This window comes from Pseudomonas sp. LBUM1655 (assembly GCF_059716085.1).
In genome coordinates, this window is sequence record NZ_CP166801.1 from 2,856,379 (window position 1) to 2,874,639 (window position 18,261).

19 protein-coding genes and 1 tRNA gene are annotated in these 18,261 nt (G+C 57.8%); 8 read left to right on the plus strand and 12 right to left on the minus strand.

Annotated elements, in window-relative coordinates; genetic code table 11:
- Positions 1-2 precede the first annotated feature (2 nt).
- The 8 genes from ACA074_RS12755 to ACA074_RS12790 all read right to left on the minus strand — a co-directional run bounded on the left by ACA074_RS12755 (position 3) and on the right by ACA074_RS12790 (position 7,824).
- Complete coding sequence (locus tag ACA074_RS12755; RefSeq protein WP_401264904.1) at positions 3-1,682, minus strand: MFS transporter; 1,680 nt, start codon at positions 1,680-1,682, stop codon at positions 3-5.
- Between the two features lie 188 nt (positions 1,683-1,870).
- Complete coding sequence (gene phnE, locus ACA074_RS12760; protein ID WP_497679162.1) at positions 1,871-2,638, minus strand: phosphonate ABC transporter, permease protein PhnE; 768 nt, start codon at positions 2,636-2,638, stop codon at positions 1,871-1,873.
- Positions 2,635-3,459 (minus strand): PhnE/PtxC family ABC transporter permease, encoded by an 825-nt coding sequence (locus ACA074_RS12765; protein WP_497679163.1) that lies wholly within the window; start codon positions 3,457-3,459, stop codon positions 2,635-2,637. The genes phnE and ACA074_RS12765 overlap by 4 nt, the downstream gene beginning before the upstream one ends.
- Complete coding sequence (locus tag ACA074_RS12770) at positions 3,453-4,250, minus strand: phosphonate ABC transporter ATP-binding protein (protein ID WP_497679164.1); 798 nt, start codon at positions 4,248-4,250, stop codon at positions 3,453-3,455. Before ACA074_RS12770 ends, ACA074_RS12765 begins: the two co-directional genes overlap by 7 nt.
- Complete coding sequence (locus tag ACA074_RS12775) at positions 4,247-5,110, minus strand: putative selenate ABC transporter substrate-binding protein (protein WP_497679165.1); 864 nt, start codon at positions 5,108-5,110, stop codon at positions 4,247-4,249. Before ACA074_RS12775 ends, ACA074_RS12770 begins: the two co-directional genes overlap by 4 nt.
- 193 nt (positions 5,111-5,303) lie before the next feature.
- On the minus strand, positions 5,304-6,290 hold the full coding sequence (locus tag ACA074_RS12780; protein ID WP_497679166.1) for an MBL fold metallo-hydrolase: 987 nt from the start codon (positions 6,288-6,290) through the stop codon (positions 5,304-5,306).
- Between the two features lies 1 nt (position 6,291).
- A complete protein-coding gene (locus ACA074_RS12785; protein WP_497679167.1) occupies positions 6,292-7,230 on the minus strand; it encodes a hypothetical protein in 939 nt (312 codons plus the stop codon).
- A 192-nt stretch (positions 7,231-7,422) separates the two neighbouring features.
- Positions 7,423-7,824, minus strand: a complete 402-nt coding sequence (locus tag ACA074_RS12790; protein ID WP_489879764.1) for a RidA family protein — start codon at positions 7,822-7,824, stop codon at positions 7,423-7,425.
- A 114-nt stretch (positions 7,825-7,938) separates the two neighbouring features.
- Between ACA074_RS12790 and ACA074_RS12795 the strand changes: the two genes are divergently transcribed.
- The 7 genes from ACA074_RS12795 to ACA074_RS12825 all read left to right on the plus strand — a co-directional run bounded on the left by ACA074_RS12795 (position 7,939) and on the right by ACA074_RS12825 (position 13,327).
- On the plus strand, positions 7,939-8,832 hold the full coding sequence (locus tag ACA074_RS12795; protein WP_187680388.1) for a LysR family transcriptional regulator: 894 nt from the start codon (positions 7,939-7,941) through the stop codon (positions 8,830-8,832).
- An 87-nt stretch (positions 8,833-8,919) separates the two neighbouring features.
- Entirely contained in the window at positions 8,920-9,942 is a 1,023-nt protein-coding gene (locus ACA074_RS12800) for a GlxA family transcriptional regulator (protein ID WP_497679168.1), read from the plus strand.
- A gap of 299 nt (positions 9,943-10,241) precedes the next feature.
- A complete protein-coding gene (locus ACA074_RS12805; RefSeq protein WP_497679169.1) occupies positions 10,242-11,441 on the plus strand; it encodes an S-type pyocin domain-containing protein in 1,200 nt (399 codons plus the stop codon).
- 10 nt (positions 11,442-11,451) lie between these two features.
- Entirely contained in the window at positions 11,452-11,805 is a 354-nt protein-coding gene (locus tag ACA074_RS12810; RefSeq protein WP_187680391.1) for a DUF6572 domain-containing protein, read from the plus strand.
- A gap of 62 nt (positions 11,806-11,867) precedes the next feature.
- Positions 11,868-12,206 (plus strand): DUF6572 domain-containing protein, encoded by a 339-nt coding sequence (locus ACA074_RS12815; RefSeq protein ID WP_489879766.1) that lies wholly within the window; start codon positions 11,868-11,870, stop codon positions 12,204-12,206.
- A gap of 442 nt (positions 12,207-12,648) precedes the next feature.
- Entirely contained in the window at positions 12,649-13,014 is a 366-nt protein-coding gene (locus tag ACA074_RS12820; RefSeq protein WP_497679170.1) for a DUF6124 family protein, read from the plus strand.
- A gap of 16 nt (positions 13,015-13,030) precedes the next feature.
- Positions 13,031-13,327 carry a DUF6124 family protein gene (locus ACA074_RS12825; protein ID WP_497679171.1) on the plus strand — a complete coding sequence of 99 codons (297 nt, stop codon included), beginning with the start codon at positions 13,031-13,033 and terminating at the stop codon, positions 13,325-13,327.
- Positions 13,328-13,403: 76 nt separating this feature from the next.
- Here the strand turns inward: ACA074_RS12825 and ACA074_RS12830 are convergent, their stop codons facing one another.
- Positions 13,404-14,438: an alpha/beta fold hydrolase gene (locus ACA074_RS12830; protein ID WP_497679172.1), complete on the minus strand. Its 1,035-nt coding sequence runs from the start codon at positions 14,436-14,438 to the stop codon at positions 13,404-13,406.
- A gap of 318 nt (positions 14,439-14,756) precedes the next feature.
- Between ACA074_RS12830 and ACA074_RS12835 the strand changes: the two genes are divergently transcribed.
- A tRNA-Gln gene (locus tag ACA074_RS12835) sits at positions 14,757-14,831 on the plus strand.
- Between the two features lie 113 nt (positions 14,832-14,944).
- Here the strand turns inward: ACA074_RS12835 and ACA074_RS12840 are convergent.
- The 3 genes from ACA074_RS12840 to gstA all read right to left on the minus strand — a co-directional run bounded on the left by ACA074_RS12840 (position 14,945) and on the right by gstA (position 18,222).
- Entirely contained in the window at positions 14,945-16,933 is a 1,989-nt protein-coding gene (locus tag ACA074_RS12840; RefSeq protein WP_497617994.1) for a peptidase U32 family protein, read from the minus strand.
- Positions 16,934-17,144: 211 nt separating this feature from the next.
- Positions 17,145-17,525, minus strand: a complete 381-nt coding sequence (locus ACA074_RS12845; RefSeq protein WP_497679173.1) for a RidA family protein — start codon at positions 17,523-17,525, stop codon at positions 17,145-17,147.
- 85 nt (positions 17,526-17,610) lie between these two features.
- Positions 17,611-18,222, minus strand: coding sequence for a glutathione transferase GstA (gene gstA, locus ACA074_RS12850; RefSeq protein WP_497679174.1), 612 nt, complete (start codon positions 18,220-18,222; stop codon positions 17,611-17,613).
- Positions 18,223-18,261: the final 39 nt, after the last annotated feature.

Genomic DNA, 18,261 nt, shown 5'->3' on the forward strand with positions numbered 1-18,261 from the left:
ACTCAGTCTTTGAGAATGTCGCGATCCTTGGTTTCCGGCAGGAAGAACGTGCCGAGTATCGCCGTCATCACCGCAATCACGATCGGGTACCACAAGCCGTAGTAAATATCCCCGGTGGCCGCGACCATCGCGAACGCCACGGTCGGCAGGAAACCGCCAAACCAGCCGTTGCCGATGTGATAGGGCAGTGACATGGAGGTGTAGCGGATGCGGGTCGGGAACAGTTCGACCAGCCATGCCGCGATTGGCCCATAAACCATGGTCACGTAGATCACCAGAATGGTCAGCAGGAGCAGCACCATCGGGTAGTTGGTTTTCGCCGGATCGGCTTTTTCCGGGTAACCGGCGTCCTTCAGCGCCGTGCCGAGGCTGGCGGTAAAGGCATCGTTGCGGGTCTTGAAGTCGGCGGCCGGCAGGGCGCTGCCCTCGAAACTCTCGATCACTTTGTCGCCAATGCGCACCTGCGCCACGGTGCCGGGTTCGGCCTCGATGTTTTCATAAGGGATCGCCCGTTTCGCCAGTAGCGTTTTCGCGAGGTCACAGGAACTGGTGAATTTGGCCTTGCCCACCGGATCGAACTGGAACGAACACTGATCGGAATTGGCGATCACCTTGACCGGGTTTTTCTCCTGAGCGATGAACACGTCGGGATTACCGTACTGGGTCAGCGCATGAAAGATCGGAAAGTAAGTCAGCGCGGCCAGAATGCAGCCGACCATGATGATCGGTTTGCGGCCGATACGGTCGGACAGGCTGCCGAAGATCACGAAGAACGGTGTGCCGATCAGCAGTGAGCCGGCGATCAGCAGGTTGGCGGTTTGCGGGTCGATCTTCAGCGTCTGCAGGAGGAAGAACAACGCGTAGAACTGCCCGGTGTACCAGACCACGGCTTGGCCGGCCGTGCCGCCGAGCAACGACATGATCACCACTTTGAGGTTGTCCCAACGGGCGAACGACTCGGTCAGCGGCGCCTTGGACGCCTTGCCTTCGGCCTTCATTTTCTGGAACACCGGCGACTCGCTCAGTTGCAGGCGGATATACACCGAGACGATCAACAGCAGGATCGACAGCAGAAACGGAATCCGCCAGCCCCAGGCTTCGAACGCTTCGGTACCCAGCGCGGTGCGGCAGGCCAGGATCACCAGAAGCGAGAGAAACAGGCCGAGGGTCGCGGTAGTTTGAATCCATGAAGTGAAGAAACCGCGTCTGCCCGGTGGCGCATGTTCGGCGACGTAAGTGGCCGCGCCGCCGTACTCACCGCCCAGCGCCAGGCCTTGCAGCAATCGCAGAGTGATGAGGATCACGGGCGCGGCGACACCGATGGTCGCGTAGCCCGGTAGCAAACCAACGATAGCCGTAGAGACACCCATGATGACGATGGTGATCAGGAACGTGTGTTTGCGCCCGATCATGTCGCCGAGCCGACCAAACACGATCGCGCCAAACGGCCGCACGGCGAATCCGGCGGCAAAGGCGAGCAGGGCAAAGATAAACGCCGTGGTCTCGTTGACGCCGGCGAAAAAGTGCTTGGCGATGATCGCCGCGAGTGAGCCGTAGAGGTAAAAGTCGTACCACTCGAACACCGTGCCAAGGGACGAGGCAAAGATGACCTTGCGCTCCTCCTTGGTGATGCCGCCGCTGCGGGGTGGACTGCCTGTGGATGCTGTGTCGATTGTGGCCATAGGTGTTCTCCGTCGTGCTTATTGTTGTAGGCCGGAGTTCCACATATCGCTTACTGCACTCTGGCCTTGTGGCATCTGTCGCCATTGCTCTCGCGTAAAGCGTGCACAGTCTGACCGCCGCGCATTGCTGCGCGGTTTCCTGAAGCATAATCAGCTTTTACTAGATATCCACTCGCCATCATCTGCTTTTACGCCTTGACCCAGCGCTGGCGGCTCCACGCACTGAACCAGTCCACCGCAAACACCAGCGCCAGCATCGCCAGAATCACCGTGCTGGCCTGCGCTTCCTGAAACAGGCTCAGGCTCACATACAACATCTGCCCCAAACCGCCCGCGCCAACGAAGCCCAGCACGCTGGCCATGCGGATATTGTTTTCCCAGCGGTACAAAATGTAGGCGAGCAGTTGCGGGGCGAGGTTGGGCAGGGTGCCGTAGCAGAAGGCGATGACCGGGTTGCCGCCCTGCAAGCGGATCGCTTCGGCGGGCTGCGGGGGGGTGTTTTCCAGTGCTTCGGCGAACAATCGGCCCAGCACGCCGGTGGTGTGAAGGGCGAGGGCGAGGGTGCCGGCGTTCGGGCCGAGGCCAGCGGCGAGCACCATCAGCGCGGCCCAGACCAATTCCGGAATCGCCCGCAGGCCGTTAAGCAGCAGGCGCGAGGCACTTTGCAGCGGCCAGCCGAAACGCCCGGCGGCGGGCAGGGCGAGAACGATGCCGAACAGCGCCGCAAGCAGGGTGCCAAGGGCCGACATGGCCAACGTTTCCATCGAACCGTGGAAGATGGCTTTGAGGTAGTTCGCGCTCAGATCCGGGCTGAGAAAGCGCTGCACATACGCGCCCATCTGCTTGAGGCTGGTGGCGCTACCAAGTTCGCCAAGATCAAGGCTCAGATAAGCAAACGAAGCGAAAACCGCCACGCCGATACCCGTGATGAGCAACAGATTGATCAGGCGATTCATGCCAGCCTCCAACGCAGCAAGCGGCTGAGTTGATCGGCCGCCATCACCAGCAGCAGGAAGGTCAACAGAATGCTCGCGACTTCACCGCCGGCGAACATGCGGATCGACAGGTCGATCTGCTGTCCCAGGCCGCCGGCACCGACAAACCCCATCACTACCGAAGCACGGATTGCGCATTCCCAGCGATAGACCGTGTACGACAGCAGTTCGGCACCGACATTAGGCAGAATGCCGTAAGCAAAACTCGCCAGCCGGCCGCTGCCCGATTGCAACAAGGCATGGGCCGGACGTTGGTCGGTGGATTCGAAAATTTCTGCGTAGACCTTGCCGAGCATGCCGCTGTAGGTGATGGCGATTGCCAGCACACCCGCCGCCGGCCCGAGGCCGACCGCGCGCACAAACAGCAATGCCCAGACGATCTCCGGCACGCTGCGCAGGAAGATCAACACACCGCGAACCGGCCAGCGCAGCAACCGGCCCCAACGGCTTGGCACGCCACCCCGTGAGGCCGCAGACAGCGACAAGGCGCGACTGGCGAGCAGGCTGGCGGGGACGGCCAACAGCAGCGCCAACGCCATGCCGGCAGTGGCAATCGCCAGAGTTTGCAAGGTGGCTTTGAACAACAACTGCAAAAACGCTTCATCGTGTGCCGGCGGCCAGAACTGCGCCACAAACCGGCCCATTTCATTCTGGCTGTCGGGCAGCAGCACGCCGAGGTCCAGTTCACTGATCTGGATTCCCGGCCACAACAAGGCAATCGCCACGATTGTCAGCAGCAGTCGCGGCCACGCAGCGGGGTCGCGTGAATCGACGTTCAGCATCGTGGAATCTGCACAGTCAAAGGCGCTACCGCAGCAGTCGGCGATTGCAGTTGTTCGTTGGCGTACAGCGCGTCGAGCATCTTGTGGCTGACTTGATCGGAAGGGCTGTCGAACAGAATCTGCCCGTCACGCAGACCGATGATGCGTGGGAAGTGCGACAGCGCCAGATCCACCGCATGCAGGCTCGCCACCAACGTGACGTTGTGTTCGCGGGCGTGGCGCGACAGGATCGACAGCGTGTGACCGGCCATGACCGGGTCCATCGCCGAAACCGGTTCGTCGGCCAGCAGAATCTCCGGCGCCTGATACAGCACCCGGGCAATGCCGACACGCTGCAATTGGCCGCCGGACAATTGCTGGCAATGGGCGAACAGCTTGTCGGCAAGATCCAGGCGCGCCAACGCCGCGCGAGCGCCGGGCACGTCCAGCGGATGCAACAGATTCAGCAGGCTTTTGCCCAGACTCCATTGGCCGAGTTTGCCGGCCAACACCGCCGTGACCACGCGCTGACGCGGTGGCAGGGGCGGCGCCTGATGCACCAGGCCGATTCGCGCGCGCAGACGCTGTCGCTGCCGGGCGGACAAGTGCCAGGTACGCTCGCCGAGCACTTCAATGTCACCGCTGCTGGGCCGTAACGCGGTGGCCAGCAGGTTGAGCAAACTCGATTTTCCAGCCCCGGACGGGCCGATGATGGCGACCTGTTCGCCGGCGCCGATCTGCAAGTCGACGCCGCGCAGGGCGTCGACTCCATTGGCGTGGCGCAGGCTGCCTTGGGTGAGGCGTAAGGTCATTTCAGCAGTTCGGCAGCGCGGGCGGCTTCCTCGATGCCCTTGTAGTTTTCAGGCTTGGTATCGATGAAACGGCTGGCTGCCTGCAAGTCGAGAATCTTCTTCTGCTCAGGGTTGGCCGGGTCGAGATCAAGGAAGGCTTTTTTGATCTTCGCCGCCAATGCCGGATCGAGGGTGCCGCGCACCGTCCAGTTGTAATCGAAGTAGGTCGGGGTGGTGGCGAAGACTTTCACTTTAGTGGTGTCGACCTTGCCGGCATCTACCAGTTTCTGCCAGACACTGGCGTTCAACACACCAGCATCGACCTTGCCGGCCTGCACCCAGGCGACGGTAGCGTCATGAGCGCCGGAATAAGCCACGCGGCTGAAATACGCCTCAGGCTTGATGTTGTCATTTTTCAGCATGAAGTAACGCGGCATCAAACTGCCGGAGGTGGACGATACCGAACCGAAGGCGAAGGTCTTGCCTTTGAGGTCAGCCAGGCTCTTGACGCTCGGATCAGCAGTGATGAATTTGCTGGTGAACTGCGCGTCCTGCTCACGTTGCACCAGCGGAATCACCGGGGTGGTGGCGTCGGTCTTCAAACGCGCCTGAACAAAGGTGAAACCGCCCAGCCAGGCCATGTCGAGACGGTCGGTGGCCAGCGCTTCAACCACCGCCGGGTAATCGGCCACCGGAACGAACTGCACCTTCATGCCCAATTGCTGTTCCAGATACGCACCCAGTGGCTCGAACTTGCGTAGCAACTCGGTCGGGGCTTCATCGGGAATGGCGCTGACCCGCAATACATCAGCGGCTTGCGACACCAGCGCAGAAAAGGACAGGGCCAGGCCGGCTGTCAGAGCCAGGGTTCGTTTGAGCATGGGAATCTCCGTTTCGTGAGCGTCAAAATGGCTGAAGAGGCGGCGTGAGGCGCGAACTCAGGGTAGACGAATCGGCGAGGTTATACTCATTGAACGAGGCAAAGGCTACCCCTCAGGCCCTCGGCAGATACAAGTCGCGGTCGAAACTCTGGAAAAACTAACTGTCGGAAGCTCGCCAGTGGGCGCTGACGCCTCAATGAACGGGCAGGCTCATTTCTGAGAGCGGTGCCATGACGCTTACCGTCGCCTGGGGTGCAGCCGCTTTTACAACCGCGATCAGCCTTTTGAAATCCAAAAAAGGAATGCTGGTCGAGGCGTTGATATCGCCACCGAAAAAGTTCTCCCAATGCCCCACCAGCACTCTCTTTGGTTTTGTGACTTGAAGTAACTTTTTCGGATAGTCGCGTACTTGATTCCAATTGCCGGCGCACAGTATCTCCAGGTCTATCGCTTTGCCGTCCTCCAGTACAGGTGGAAATCCGTAAGGTGGCGTGGCGGCCGAATCCTGATAGTGAATCCTGTATACAGGCCTTTGGTTTTCATCCAGTAAATCCACCAGCCAAGCGATTGGCTGGCCGGCTTTCCAGGTCCAGGCAGACCGGGGCAGGCGTTGCAAATCTCGCCGATAGCCATCTTCCGGGACTAAGTGGTATCCAAGAAAATGCGGAGCGTGCTGGCTTTTCAAAGGCATGGCGCGCATACGTCCCCCGCGAGAGGAAATCCATTGGCCCGGAGTGGAAAATGCAGGGCCGAGCATCGGCTGCACATCAACGACTCTTTCATCCGGGAGTTCCGCGGTGAGGATATGTTTTACATTTGCGGAACCATAGATGGTCGTTTCCTTAGCCTGGTGCCTGGCGATATAAGCAACATCCAACAGGTGGTCGTAATGGCCATGTCCTACCAGCATCATGGTCGCCTGCGGAGCGACAGGCATCGATTGATCGATCTTTGCTACATCAGGGGTGGTGTTGAACGGTAGTTTGTAGATCGATGTCCGGGAGAAAAAAGGCGCAAAAACAAGTTGTTCTTTTTCCCAGGTGATCAGCCAGCCACCGACACCCAGGAACTGGATTTTCGGACTTTCAGCACGAGGCTGATTCCATACGGCAATGCCTTGTTTCTGTGGGGTATGAGTGCATCCGACCAGCAGGAAAAAAAACACTGCGAGCCACTTCATTTCAGATGGCCTCGTCCAGTTGTCCAGACATTTTTTTCAAGAAGAGCCTTACTGCCGATCGGTCGATCTCGCTGTCCTTGACGCCACAGATTTCCTCATTCTTTTCCCAGTCGTAACTGACGTTACCTTGCTTGACGATGATCGTGACTTTTTTATCTCCATCACTTCCCAGTTCGGCTTGCTTCGAAATCTCCTTTTTAAAGCGCACAAGTGCATCTTTGTCTGCAGGAAATGTCGTTTGACCTTGTGATAGCGCATCAAAAAGTCCGGTGACGAATTCGAGGTATCGAACATGATTATTCGCTAGAAATATCGCGTCAGGACTGTTGCCGAAAAGCGTCGGGATAGTGTGGCCAATTAGGCGACCATAAGCTTCTGGAGGTTCACCGTGTACATGGGCGTAACTGTCGCCAAAAGCGTGGATCAGAAAACCTGTCTGCCAGGATTGCGCTCCGGATCCCGGTTGTATCGATTCGATGATCAGTGCTTTCAGACGTTTTCTGCGCTCGTAAACCGCTTGCGCATCGCCGCCATGCAAGGAGTGAAGGCTACTGGTGATTTCGTGTCGATAGTCCCACATCGTTGGAAACGAGGCATACAGTGAAACCCAGATTGCATTGAGGGTCGTGATTTCGTCGGGTGTCTGGGTATAACAGGAAAAATCCTGAACGCTTTCTTTATCGTACCCTGCGAGGTAGGCGATGTATCCGGCGGTATAGAAGTGCCCATCCCTCTCATAAAGTATAGAAGCGTTGCCATCCATCTGTTTGATCAGGCTATTGGGCTGCGCTACATATTTCTTGATTTCCAATTGGTGAACATGCTGCGAAGTGCAGCCTGATTGAAACGACGCCAAGGCGACGAATGTACTTATCAGGCCGATCCGTCGGAGCACCATGTGATCTTCCTTGCGAGCAGGCGGGTTGTTGGCGGCTAACAACTGATATAGACCATCAACGGAGTGGGGTCAAAGTGCTCTGCGGGATGGTTTTTTCTGATATTAAAAGTCCGCCGAGCTACGCCTGCTCTGCACGTCAACGGAACGCGACCCAGCCCTTGAACATAAAAACGCCATAAAACAACGCAATGACTTCAACTAACGGGGTCGGCCGTGTGCGGGTTTCCTGGTTGATCAGATCGCTTCATGCAGTTTGGCGATCACCTTGATCTCGAAATCAAAGCCATACAGCCACGTTACACCAATAGCGGTGGCGGTTGGGTGGGGCGCCTCACCCCAGAATTCCGTCAGCACTAGATTCCAGATCGTTTCGAACTTCGACTGCGGATCAACAATGAACACGGTGACGTCGACCACGTCGTCGAACGTGCAACCGGCTTCATTGAGGATCGCATTCAAATTGGTGAAAGCCTGACGCACCTGGTTCTTCAGGTCCGGCTCGGGCGAGCCGTCCTCGGTGCTACCGACTTGTCCCGAGACAAACAGAAAACCGTTGGAACGCACGGCAGGGGAGTATTGATGACGTTCGTAAAGGGCCTGGCGTCCAGGTGGAAAAACAACATCGCGCTGAGTCATGGGGTGTCTCCATCAGTGAGTTGATGGAGCAACATTAGGGGTTTGCAGTGGGGCGATAAACGCGCAATCTTGGCGCTCACTGTTTGCAATATACAAACAATCAGAGGGCGAAAAGTGGACCGTTTTGATGCAATGCAGGCCTTCGCCCGGGTGGTCGAGGCGGGGAGTTTCACCAAAGCCGCTGAAACCCTGCACATGAGCAAGACCACCGTGACCCAGCTCGTCCAGCAATTGGAAGCCAGGTTGCGGGTCAGATTGCTCAACCGCACCACACGCAAGGTCAACGTCACGGCGGACGGCGCGCTGTATTACGAGCGAGTGATCAAGCTGCTGGCCGACATGGAGGATGCCGAAACCAGCCTGTCCGGCGCCGCCGCTTTGCCCAGTGGCCGGTTACGCGTGGATGTGCCCAGTCCTCTGGCGCGCCATATTCTTGTGCCGGCATTGCCCGGGTTTCACGCGCGCTACCCGGACATCCAGATCGACATGGGCGTCAGTGATCGTATCGTCGACATCATCGATGAGAACGTCGATTGCGTGGTGCGCGGAGGTGAACTGCTGGATCAGTCATTGATGGCTCGCAAAGTCGCGGATCTTCCACTGGGTGTGTTTGCCGCGCCTGACTACCTGGCGCGTGCAGGCACACCGCTGCATCCACAGGAGCTGGAAGATTCACATCATCGCGTCGTTGCTTTCTTGTGGGCGCGCACCGGCAAACCCGTGCCCTATGCCTTGCATAACGAGCGTGAACGTTTGCAAATCAAGGGCCGTCATGTGCTGGCCGTCGACGACGGTAATGCCTATCTCGCAGCAGGTCTGGCCGGAATGGGAGTGTTATGGCTGCCCAAATACATGTCCGATGCGCACGTGGCTCAGGGCGAGTTGGTGCCCTTGTTCGAAGACTGGCAACTGGAACCGATGCCGCTCTACGTGGCGTATCCGCCGAACCGTCATGTCAGCCGGAAGTTGCGGGTTTTTATTGATTGGATTGTGGAGTTGATGGCGTAGCGGATCTGGTGCAAGCAGACACCTGCCGCAGGCGCGATTGACTCTTCGGCGCTTCAGGCCAACTATCGGCGAATAACAACATGACCGATGGACCAGACCTTGATCGAACGACGCCAATTCAGCGGGGGCATGAAGGGTAAAAACCTCCGCTATCTGAATGAGCAATCGGCTGACACCCGCTTGACCCGCACCGGTTTTCTGCTGCTCGAACACTTTTCACTGCCGGCCTTTACCCAGGCGCTGGACACGATCATCACCAGCAACCTGCTCCGTCCGGGCCTGTTCTCTTCGCGCACGCTGGCATTGAGTGACGGCGAGGTGGTCAGTGATCTGGGGCTGGTCATTCGCCCGGATGCGCGGATTGATCTGGCGGCGCTTCAGGAGCTGGATCTGCTGGTGGTGTGCGGTGGTTATCGAACCGAGTTGAAAGCGACGGATGAGTTGATCCATCTGTTGCGTGCAGCGGCGGAGCGGGGCGTCAGTCTTGCCGGGCTGTGGAATGGTGCGTGGTTTCTCGGGCGCGCCGGATTGCTTGACGGTTACCGCTGCGCGATCCACCCGGAGCATCGTCCGGCGCTCACCGAAATCGCCAAGTCCACCCACGTCAGCAGCGAGCCTTACGTGATCGATCGCGACCGGCTCACGGCGTCCAGCCCGTCGGGAGCTTTCCACATGGCGCTGGACTGGATCAAAGGCCTGCACGGCAAGGCGCTGGTGGAGGGCGTCGAAGACATTCTGGCGTTCGAAGAGTCGCGGTATCGGCGGATCAAACCGGATGAAAACATCTGTGTCAGCGCGCCGTTGCGTGAAGTCGTGAAGCTGATGGACGCCAACCTTGAAGAACCGCTGGAGCTGGAGCAACTGGCGGTCTACGCCGGTCGGTCCCGCCGCCAGTTAGAGCGCCTGTTCAAGGAACAACTGGGCACCACGCCGCAGCGCTATTACCTGGAATTGCGCATCACCGAATCGCGACGGTTGTTGCAACACACCGAGTTGTCGCAAGTGGAAGTGCTGGTGGCGTGCGGGTTCGTTTCGCCGAGCCATTTCAGCAAGTGCTACAGCTCGTATTTTGGCTATCGACCGTCAAAAGAAAAACGCCTCGTTAAATAACTCAAACCGTCCATTCACTCGAATTCAACGCGGTTTCACACGTCGGCGTACCTCTCCCATTCAACTCGGTCAGTCCCCTCTCCCTACGGGAGAGGGCTAGGGTGAGGGTAATCTTGAAAATGATCCGCATCACTGAACCCCGCCGTTTTCTCCAGTACACCAGCCTGTCACAGGTAGTACGCTCGTGGATTCGTCCCTCCGAGCCGTTGAAGATGGCGTCAAAGTGCCACCGATTGTCACTCTAAACCCCACCTGTCACCCTGCGCCTCGTTCAAAGGATCAGGACAAGGAATCAAGGATTGAGTGGCTATGTCCCCAACCCACCCAAGGGTTACCGCAACAGCGGCGTCGAACCCGTCGACGTAAACGCCCAACACTGGGCGCAATACAAAGACCTCCCTGCAGCGCCAGACACAAAATCCGACCCCATGGGTTGCGTGTTCGCCAAAAGCTGCAACCTGCCCGACGGCGAAATCAACCACTCCAACCAAACTGGATTCGTCCCCGTAGAGAAACTCGCGGACTACGGTTTGTGGGCCGTACTGGCGACAGGGGCAGCAATTACCGCAGAAGGTACGTCTCTTCAACTGGTCGGAGGCTCCACAACTGGCAGCGCCATCGCTCAACGATTGGGTGGCTCCCTCGCGCTAGGTTTGCTCGAAAGTGCAGGTGCACTAACAGCAGGCGCCGCCGTAGGCACCGTCGCGCTACTGATGCCGAACAACAGCATTGCGCCGGACAGCGCCTTCTACAAAAACGACCAATACGCCACGCTCGAAACGGGGCGCACGCGTGTCCGCGTCAACGTGAAGACCTTGCCCGATGGCTCTGTCAATGCTTACGGCTTCTACACCGGTGGCAAAAAGGACTGGGAAAATGTTCCCGTCATCAAAGCGGAAAAGGACGGCGAAAAATACATCGCCGACATAGGCAACGGCATTGGGCTTACCTGGAGGCCCGCAGCAAACCCGGACGGTGTACTGGGTATTCCAGCGCTGGAGGGTGCGCCCCAATTACCTCCCGTGTGGGTATACCCCCCGACAGAAAAGTCAGACACGCTTCTGGCCAATCCTGCGCATCCTCCCGAGTTCCAGGACGCAATCATCTGGTTTCCCGATGACGCAGGTCTCGAACCGATCTACATCGTGCTCAGCACGCAGCTAGAGAAGAACAAACAAAAGGGCAAGGCTTTTGAAGAAGCGTCTTTTGAAGAATTCAGCAAGACTAAACCTGTAGCCGCCCGTGAGGTCACCGTCAAAACCGACAGCGGTGTTCGCACGCGTATTGATATGATGGGCCGCGATTCCGATGGCAATATCTCATGCGTCGAATGCAAATCTTCAGAAACGGCGCCGCTCACCCGCAACCAAAAACGTGGCTTTCCAGAGATAGAAAAATCCGGCGCAACTGTCGTCGGCAAAGGCAAACCCGGTTTCACCGGAGGCACCAGAATTCCACCTACCAGAGTCGACATCATTCGACCTGACCCGACCCTCTGAGGGAGCAGACATGTCTATCACCGAAACAAAAGTCGTCGACATCATCGCAGTACCTGAATGGGAACCCGACAATGTCGTACTCGTTATCACCGATCATTTGGAATGGGGTGACAAAGCCCAGCAGGGTGAGCACCTGTTGTTGCTTCAAGAGAAGATCAACACTTACATCGCCTTTATTGAGAGCGGCGAATTGTTGGAAAGCTATCCACCAGCCAAAGGCAAGAATCCCAAAATTCGTATCAACGGTCTGTACGAATTACCCGAACAAGGTGAGACCTTCATTGATCGCGTTACCGAGGTGCTCAAAGGCGTGGGCATTCAAATGGAATTTGTGCTCAAAGACGACTTGGCGGCTTGCAACTAGTCGCCGGGGCGAGATTGAATCGCGCGGACCACCGTAAAATTACATGGAATAAAGGAACTGAAATGTCCGTGTCGGACGCCAAAACCATCGACATGTGGGGCATCCCAAAATGGGACAACAACAAGATCATCTTGGGCATCGCTGATCATCTGGAATGGGGCGACAAGGCCGAACAAGGCGAGCACCTGCTGGTGCTACAAGAGAAAATCAACAACTACATCGCCTTTATCGAAAGCGGTGAAATCTACATAGAGATTCCCGGTGCACGCGGTAAATCACCGATCATCCGTGTTCAAGGTCAGTACGCGTTACCCAAGCAAGGCGAGTTACTTATAGATCGTGTTGCCGAGACACTGAAGGGCGTGGGTATCGGATTCGAGTTCGTACTCAAAGCAGATTAAGAAACACGCCAGGTGAACGGATTACCCAGCATTGTGCTTGTCATCTGAAAGCTGACAGTCCCCTTTAAACATCACTCGGCACAGGCGTTTAAGTTACACCAGCTGTTACGCCATAACGGCTACAACACCTTGCGCCGTTACCTACGCGTACGCCAGAATCCGCCGGCTTACGCGCTATGAGGCGGGCTGTATCGTTTCCCTGTCACTGCAAAAACAGTGATCGGGTTTGGTAGCCCGTTTCTCGACAACCGTATGGCGTCACACCTTATGCAGTCTCTTTTTTGGGGCTCAGTTTTTATATGGTGGCCATGCGTGGGGCCCTTTCGGGGGCGCCGGGGTTTTTCTCTGTCTTGACCGGTCTACCAACCCACGTGTGGCCGCCACCCTTCGTTTGGTAGCGAAAGTGACGGCTCTTCAATTCTTTTAAGACAAAGAGTCCTTTATGTTCAAAATCACGCCCAACCCACCAGAAACCGATCCAATCCCCTACGATCCTGCCCTTGATGTGCAAAACATCAAAAAGGCAACAGAACACGCGATCAACTTCTACCTCAATCCTTCAGCACTGAAGACTTCAATAACCACCCGCAAGACCGGCAAGATCTACCTCATCGATCCCACGGTCGATAACGAAACGCTGCTCGTCGAGGCGACTGAAACCTTATCGTCAGCCAGTGACATGGCGCGTGAACTCGCCGATTCGATCGACCCTTCACAGCGCAAAAAGATGCTGATCCTGCAACAGGTGATCATGCTCAGTGAGCTGGTGGTCGGTCGAGTCCTCGACAACCAGCGCTTGCCGCACTAGTTGGGAGTTTCAGCTGATGTCCAAGACACCCGAACCACCGGTTACCGATCCGGATTGCCTGCTGCCGGCGGCCGTGATCATGGCCACACCCTATACGCCCAGCACTCTATTTACGGTCAACCCGCAATCCGACACCGAATCCTTGCTGACCAATGCCAGCGGTTCCTTGGCGTCCGCCGCGGTCATGCTTGGTAATTTTGCAGGTGTGCTGGAGGGGTCAAACCGCAATGCCCTGCTGGGCATTGCGCAAGTGGTCATGTTGGGGGAGTTGGCGGTGAACAAGGCGTTGGATAACGTCGTGCCAATCGATTAATCACTCACGTTAATGATCAAGCAGTCAGCCTTTGCGGCTGACTGCTTTTTTGTTTGCGCCAATGGGAGGCGCGCTACTACAGGTGATCCGCATCAATCACAGCCTTGGCAAACGACTGCGGATCTTCCTGCGGCAAGTTGTGCCCGATACCGCCATTGATCAAACGGAACTGATATTTACCGGTGAAGCGCTTGGCGTAATCCTCAGGCGCCGGGTGCGGTGCGCCGTTGGCGTCGCCTTCCAGCGTGATGGTCGGCACGCTGATTGACGGTGCGGTGGCCAGTTTCTGCTCCAGCGCTGCGTATTTCGCTTCGCCCTGCACCAGGCCCAGACGCCAGCGGTAGTTGAACACGGTGATGTCGACGTGATCCGGGTTCTCCAGCGCTTTGGCAGAGCGGTCGAACGTGGCGTCATCAAACTTCCACTGCGGCGACGCCAGTTGCCAGATCAGCTTGGCGAAGTCGTGGGTGTTTTTCGCGTAGCCGGCGCGACCCCGGTCGGTAGCAAAGTAGAACTGATACCACCACTGCAATTCCGCCTTGGGCGGCAGCGGGTTCTGGCCGGCAGCCTGATTGCCGATCAGGTAGCCGCTGACCGCCACCAGTGCCTTGACCCGTTCCGGCCACAGCGCCGAGACGATGCCCGCCGAGCGTGCGCCCCAGTCATACCCGCCGAGCACCGCTTGCTTGATCTTCAAGGCATCCATGAAGTCGATGACATCACTGGCCAGCGCCGCCGGTTGGCCATTGCGCAGGGTGTCCTTGGAGAGGAACTGTGTATCGCCATAACCGCGCGCATAGGGCATCAATACCCGATAGCCCTTGGCCGCCAGCAAAGGCGCGACTTCATCGTAGCTGTGAATGTCGTAAGGCCAGCCGTGCAGCAGGATCACCACCGGGCCATTGGCCGGGCCGGTTTCGGCGTAGGCGACGTCCAGCACGCCGGCCTTCACATGTTTCAACGGGCCGAAGGGCGAGGGTGCGGAATAGCTTACTGCTGCAGGTTCAGGGGTTTGCGCCTGAGCTGTGCTGAAGGCGCCAAACAAGGAGAAAGCGAGAATCGACAAGCCGAGCGCGGTGCCGGTTTTGCGGGTGTGCAGTGCCATCTTCATGGTGACGTCTCCTGTGCGAGCCTTTGGCCAAGGGTTCTGTATGAATCCTTCAAACCTTCAGTGCATTTAAGCGTAGGGACGTATCTGGCCTGTGTCGAAGTGGGGCGTTGTTGAAAGGCGCTGTATCGCGGCGGGGTTCGTACACAGTGTGATACACCGCGCTAAACCCACTGATCACTGGCCCGAATTCGGCCAAAATAATAAGTCGCTGTTTTAAAACAAAAAATATTTCACTTCGCGCTTCACAAACGTAACGAATGTTGTTAAATTGCGCCCCGTTCTCGCAGCGATCCTCACGGAGCCGCTGACAAGAGCTGTAGGGGCGTCGCCAAGCGGTAAGGCAGCAGGTTTTGATCCTGCCATGCGTTGGTTCGAATCCAGCCGCCCCTGCCATCTATTGAAAAACGCCAACTTCGCAAGAAGTTGGCGTTTTTTTATGCCTGCGATTTGGCCCGGTAGAGCAGGGCGGGCGAGTACAGCGCCGAAGCACCGCACTCGCCAACCACTCAGTGCGGTGCGCGGGGGATGGTTTTCATCAGGTCTTCTGGGCTGATGTGGCCGACCACGCTGCCCGGTTGCGGCAGGTTGAGGATGTGGCCCTTCATCTTGCCAATGATGTGCATCTCGCACGGCTTGCAGTCGAACTTCAGCGTCAGCACTTCATCGCCGTGGATCAACTGCATCGGCGCGACTTTGGTGCGCACGCCGGTCACGCCTTTGGCCTGTTTCGGGCACAGGTTGAAGGAGAAGCGCAGGCAGTGTTTGGTGATCATCACCGGCACTTCGCCTGGTTCTTCGTGCGCTTCGTACGCGGCGTCGATCAGCTTCACGCCGTGACGATGATAGAAGTCGCGCGCCTTCTGGTTGTAGACGTTGGCCAGGAAGGTAAGGTGCGAATCCGGGTACACCGGCGGCGGGCTGGTTTCAGCTTTACGGCTACCACGCGGGTGAGCGGCGATGCGTGCGGCAGTCAGCGCTTCGATCACTTCACGGCGCAGGGCTTTGAGCTGCGAGTTAGGAATGAAGAACGCCTGTGGTGCATCCAGTTTGATGTCGGTGGCGTGGTACTGCGTGGTGCCCAACTGGCCGAGCAGATCGCGCAGTTGCTCCAGCGCCTGCTCAGGCTTGTTGGCGACGCCGAACGGGCCGTTCAGGGTGACGCTGGCGCTGATGCCTTCTTCGCTGGTGGCGGTGATTTCCAGCTGCTCTTCACGCAAGCGTGCAAACCAGCTCAGCGCCACGCGGCGTTCGGAAGAAGTCTTTTGCAGTGCCTGCTGCCAGTTGTGATCGAGGTTGCGATTCAACGGGTGATTCGGACGCAGCTTGAACAGGCCTTCCGGCATCTCGTTCGGCTCGACGCGATAGCGGTAGCGCTTCTCGCCGTCTTCATCGAACTCGCCTTTGGCTTCGGCGATGTTGGCGCGGAAACCGACCACTTCACGCTTGACCAGCACGTTCAAGCCATCGCCGTTGGACAGCGGCTCGTGGGTCACGACCTGCATGTCACGCTTGCCGACTTTCTCGACCGTGCCCACCGGCAAACCGGTGAAGGTCGGCGAATCGAAGGCGCCGATGTCGATTTTGCGATCGGTGACGAAGTAATCGGTGCTACCACGATGGAAAGTCTTTTCCGGGTCCGGCAGGAAGAAGTGCGCGGTACGGCCGCTGGAAGCGCGGGCCAGATCCGGGCGATCTTCGAGTACGTCGTCGAGGCGCTGGCGGTAATAGGCCGTGATGTTCTTCACGTAGCCCATGTCTTTGTAGCGACCTTCGATCTTGAACGAACGCACACCGGCTTCGACCAGGGCGCGGATGTTGGCGCTCTGGTTGTTGTCCTTCATCGACAGAAGGTGTTTTTCGTAGGCGATCACGCCACCCTTTTCATCTTTGAGGGTGTACGGCAAACGGCAGGCCTGCGAGCAGTCACCACGGTTGGCGCTGCGGCCGGTCTGCGCGTGGGAAATGTTGCACTGGCCGGAGAAGGCCACGCACAGCGCGCCATGGATGAAGAATTCGATGGCGGCATCGGTTTCGTCGGCGATGGCGCGGATTTCTTGCAGATTCAGCTCGCGAGCCAGTACCAGTTGCGAGAAACCGGCCTGATCGAGGAACTTCGCTCGCTCAAGGGTGCGGATATCGGTCTGGGTCGAGGCGTGCAGTTCGATCGGCGGAATGTCCAGTTCCATCACGCCCAGATCCTGAACGATCAGCGCATCGACGCCCGCGTCGTACAACTGATGGATCAGCTTGCGCGCCGGCTCCAGTTCGTTGTCGTGCAGGATGGTGTTGATGGTGGTGAAGATCCGCGCGTGATACTTGCGGGCGAACTCCACCAGTTCGGCGATTTCGCTCACTTCGTTGCAGGCGTTGTGGCGCGCGCCGAAGCTCGGGCCGCCAATGTACACGGCGTCGGCGCCGTGCAGGATCGCCTCACGGGCGATGGCGACATCGCGGGCAGGGCTGAGCAATTCCAGATGATGCTTGGGCAAGGACATAGTTTTTTTAGTCAGGCTGTCACGGTTAGGCGCGCATTCTACCCGCGAAACGCGCGCCCGGCACGCCTGTGCTGCCCGATGGCTATTGCAGACCTGGTCTCGCTTTTGTAGGAGCTGCGGCACGCTGCGATCTTTTGATCTTGATTTCAAAGATCAAAAGATCGCAGCCTCGTTCCACTCGACAGCTCCTACAGGGCGTTAGGGTGTGACGTCAGGCCTTGGCGGCCATCGCAGTCACTTCCACACGCATGCCTTCGACGGCCAGCGAGGCGACGCCCACCGCTGCACGCACTGGCCACGGCTTGGCGAAGAAACGTTTGTACACTTCGTTGAACGCCGCACGATCAGCCATGTCGGTGAGGTAGATAGTCAGGTGCATCACCCGATCCATCGAACTGCCGGCACGTTCCAGTGCGACTTTCAGCGCTTGCAGCGTGCATTCGCTTTGCTCGGTAATACCACCCAGTTCCAGGCTGCCATCGGCACGGGTCGGAATCTGCGTGGAGACCATGATCCCGCCAAAGGTCGCGACGTCGGAGGAAATCGAGTCGGCGTCCGGGTCCGGAGTGAAAGTGATGTCTTGGTTGCCCATGCTGATCTCTTGTTTGAGTGAGTAAAAGTTTGCGCCAGTTTACAGATTCACTGGCGACATGGCCCGTTCGCGCAAACGGCACGGATCAGACCGGCTGTGTGGCCGCTTCTGCCGCCATCGCCAACCGCACACTTGGCCTGTCGGCGATGCGCTTAATGTAGGCGGCCAGCACCGGCCAGTTCTCAATATCGATGTTGAATGTCGGTAGCCAGGTGAGGACGGTAAACAGGTAGGCGTCGGCCACGCCGAAGGTACTCATCAAATAGTCCTGTGTTGCGAGCATCTGGCTCAGTAACTCCAAACGCGAAAACAGTTTGTGTTTGAAGAGCGACTTGATCGATTCCGGGATCTGACTGTTAAACAGCGGCGCACTGCCGCCATGAATTTCGCTGCTGATGAAGTTCAGATGTTCCTGCAAACGCGAACGCTCCCACACACCATTGGCCGGCGCCAGCGCACTACCAGGAACCTGATCGACAAGGAACTGCAGGATCGCCGGCCCCTCCGTCAGCACCTCGCCGTTATCCAGCACCAACGCTGCCACATACCCCTTGGGATTGATCTCACGAAAATCACGCCCGTCGGCGGTGCGTTTGGTCTGGTTGTTGACGCGAATCAGCTCGAACGGCAGCCCCAGTTCCCGGAGCACAATGTGCGGTGATAGAGAACAGGTCATCGGTGCGAAATACAGTTTCATGGCAGTTCCTTGTGGAGAAAGGACGCCAGGATCCAATGT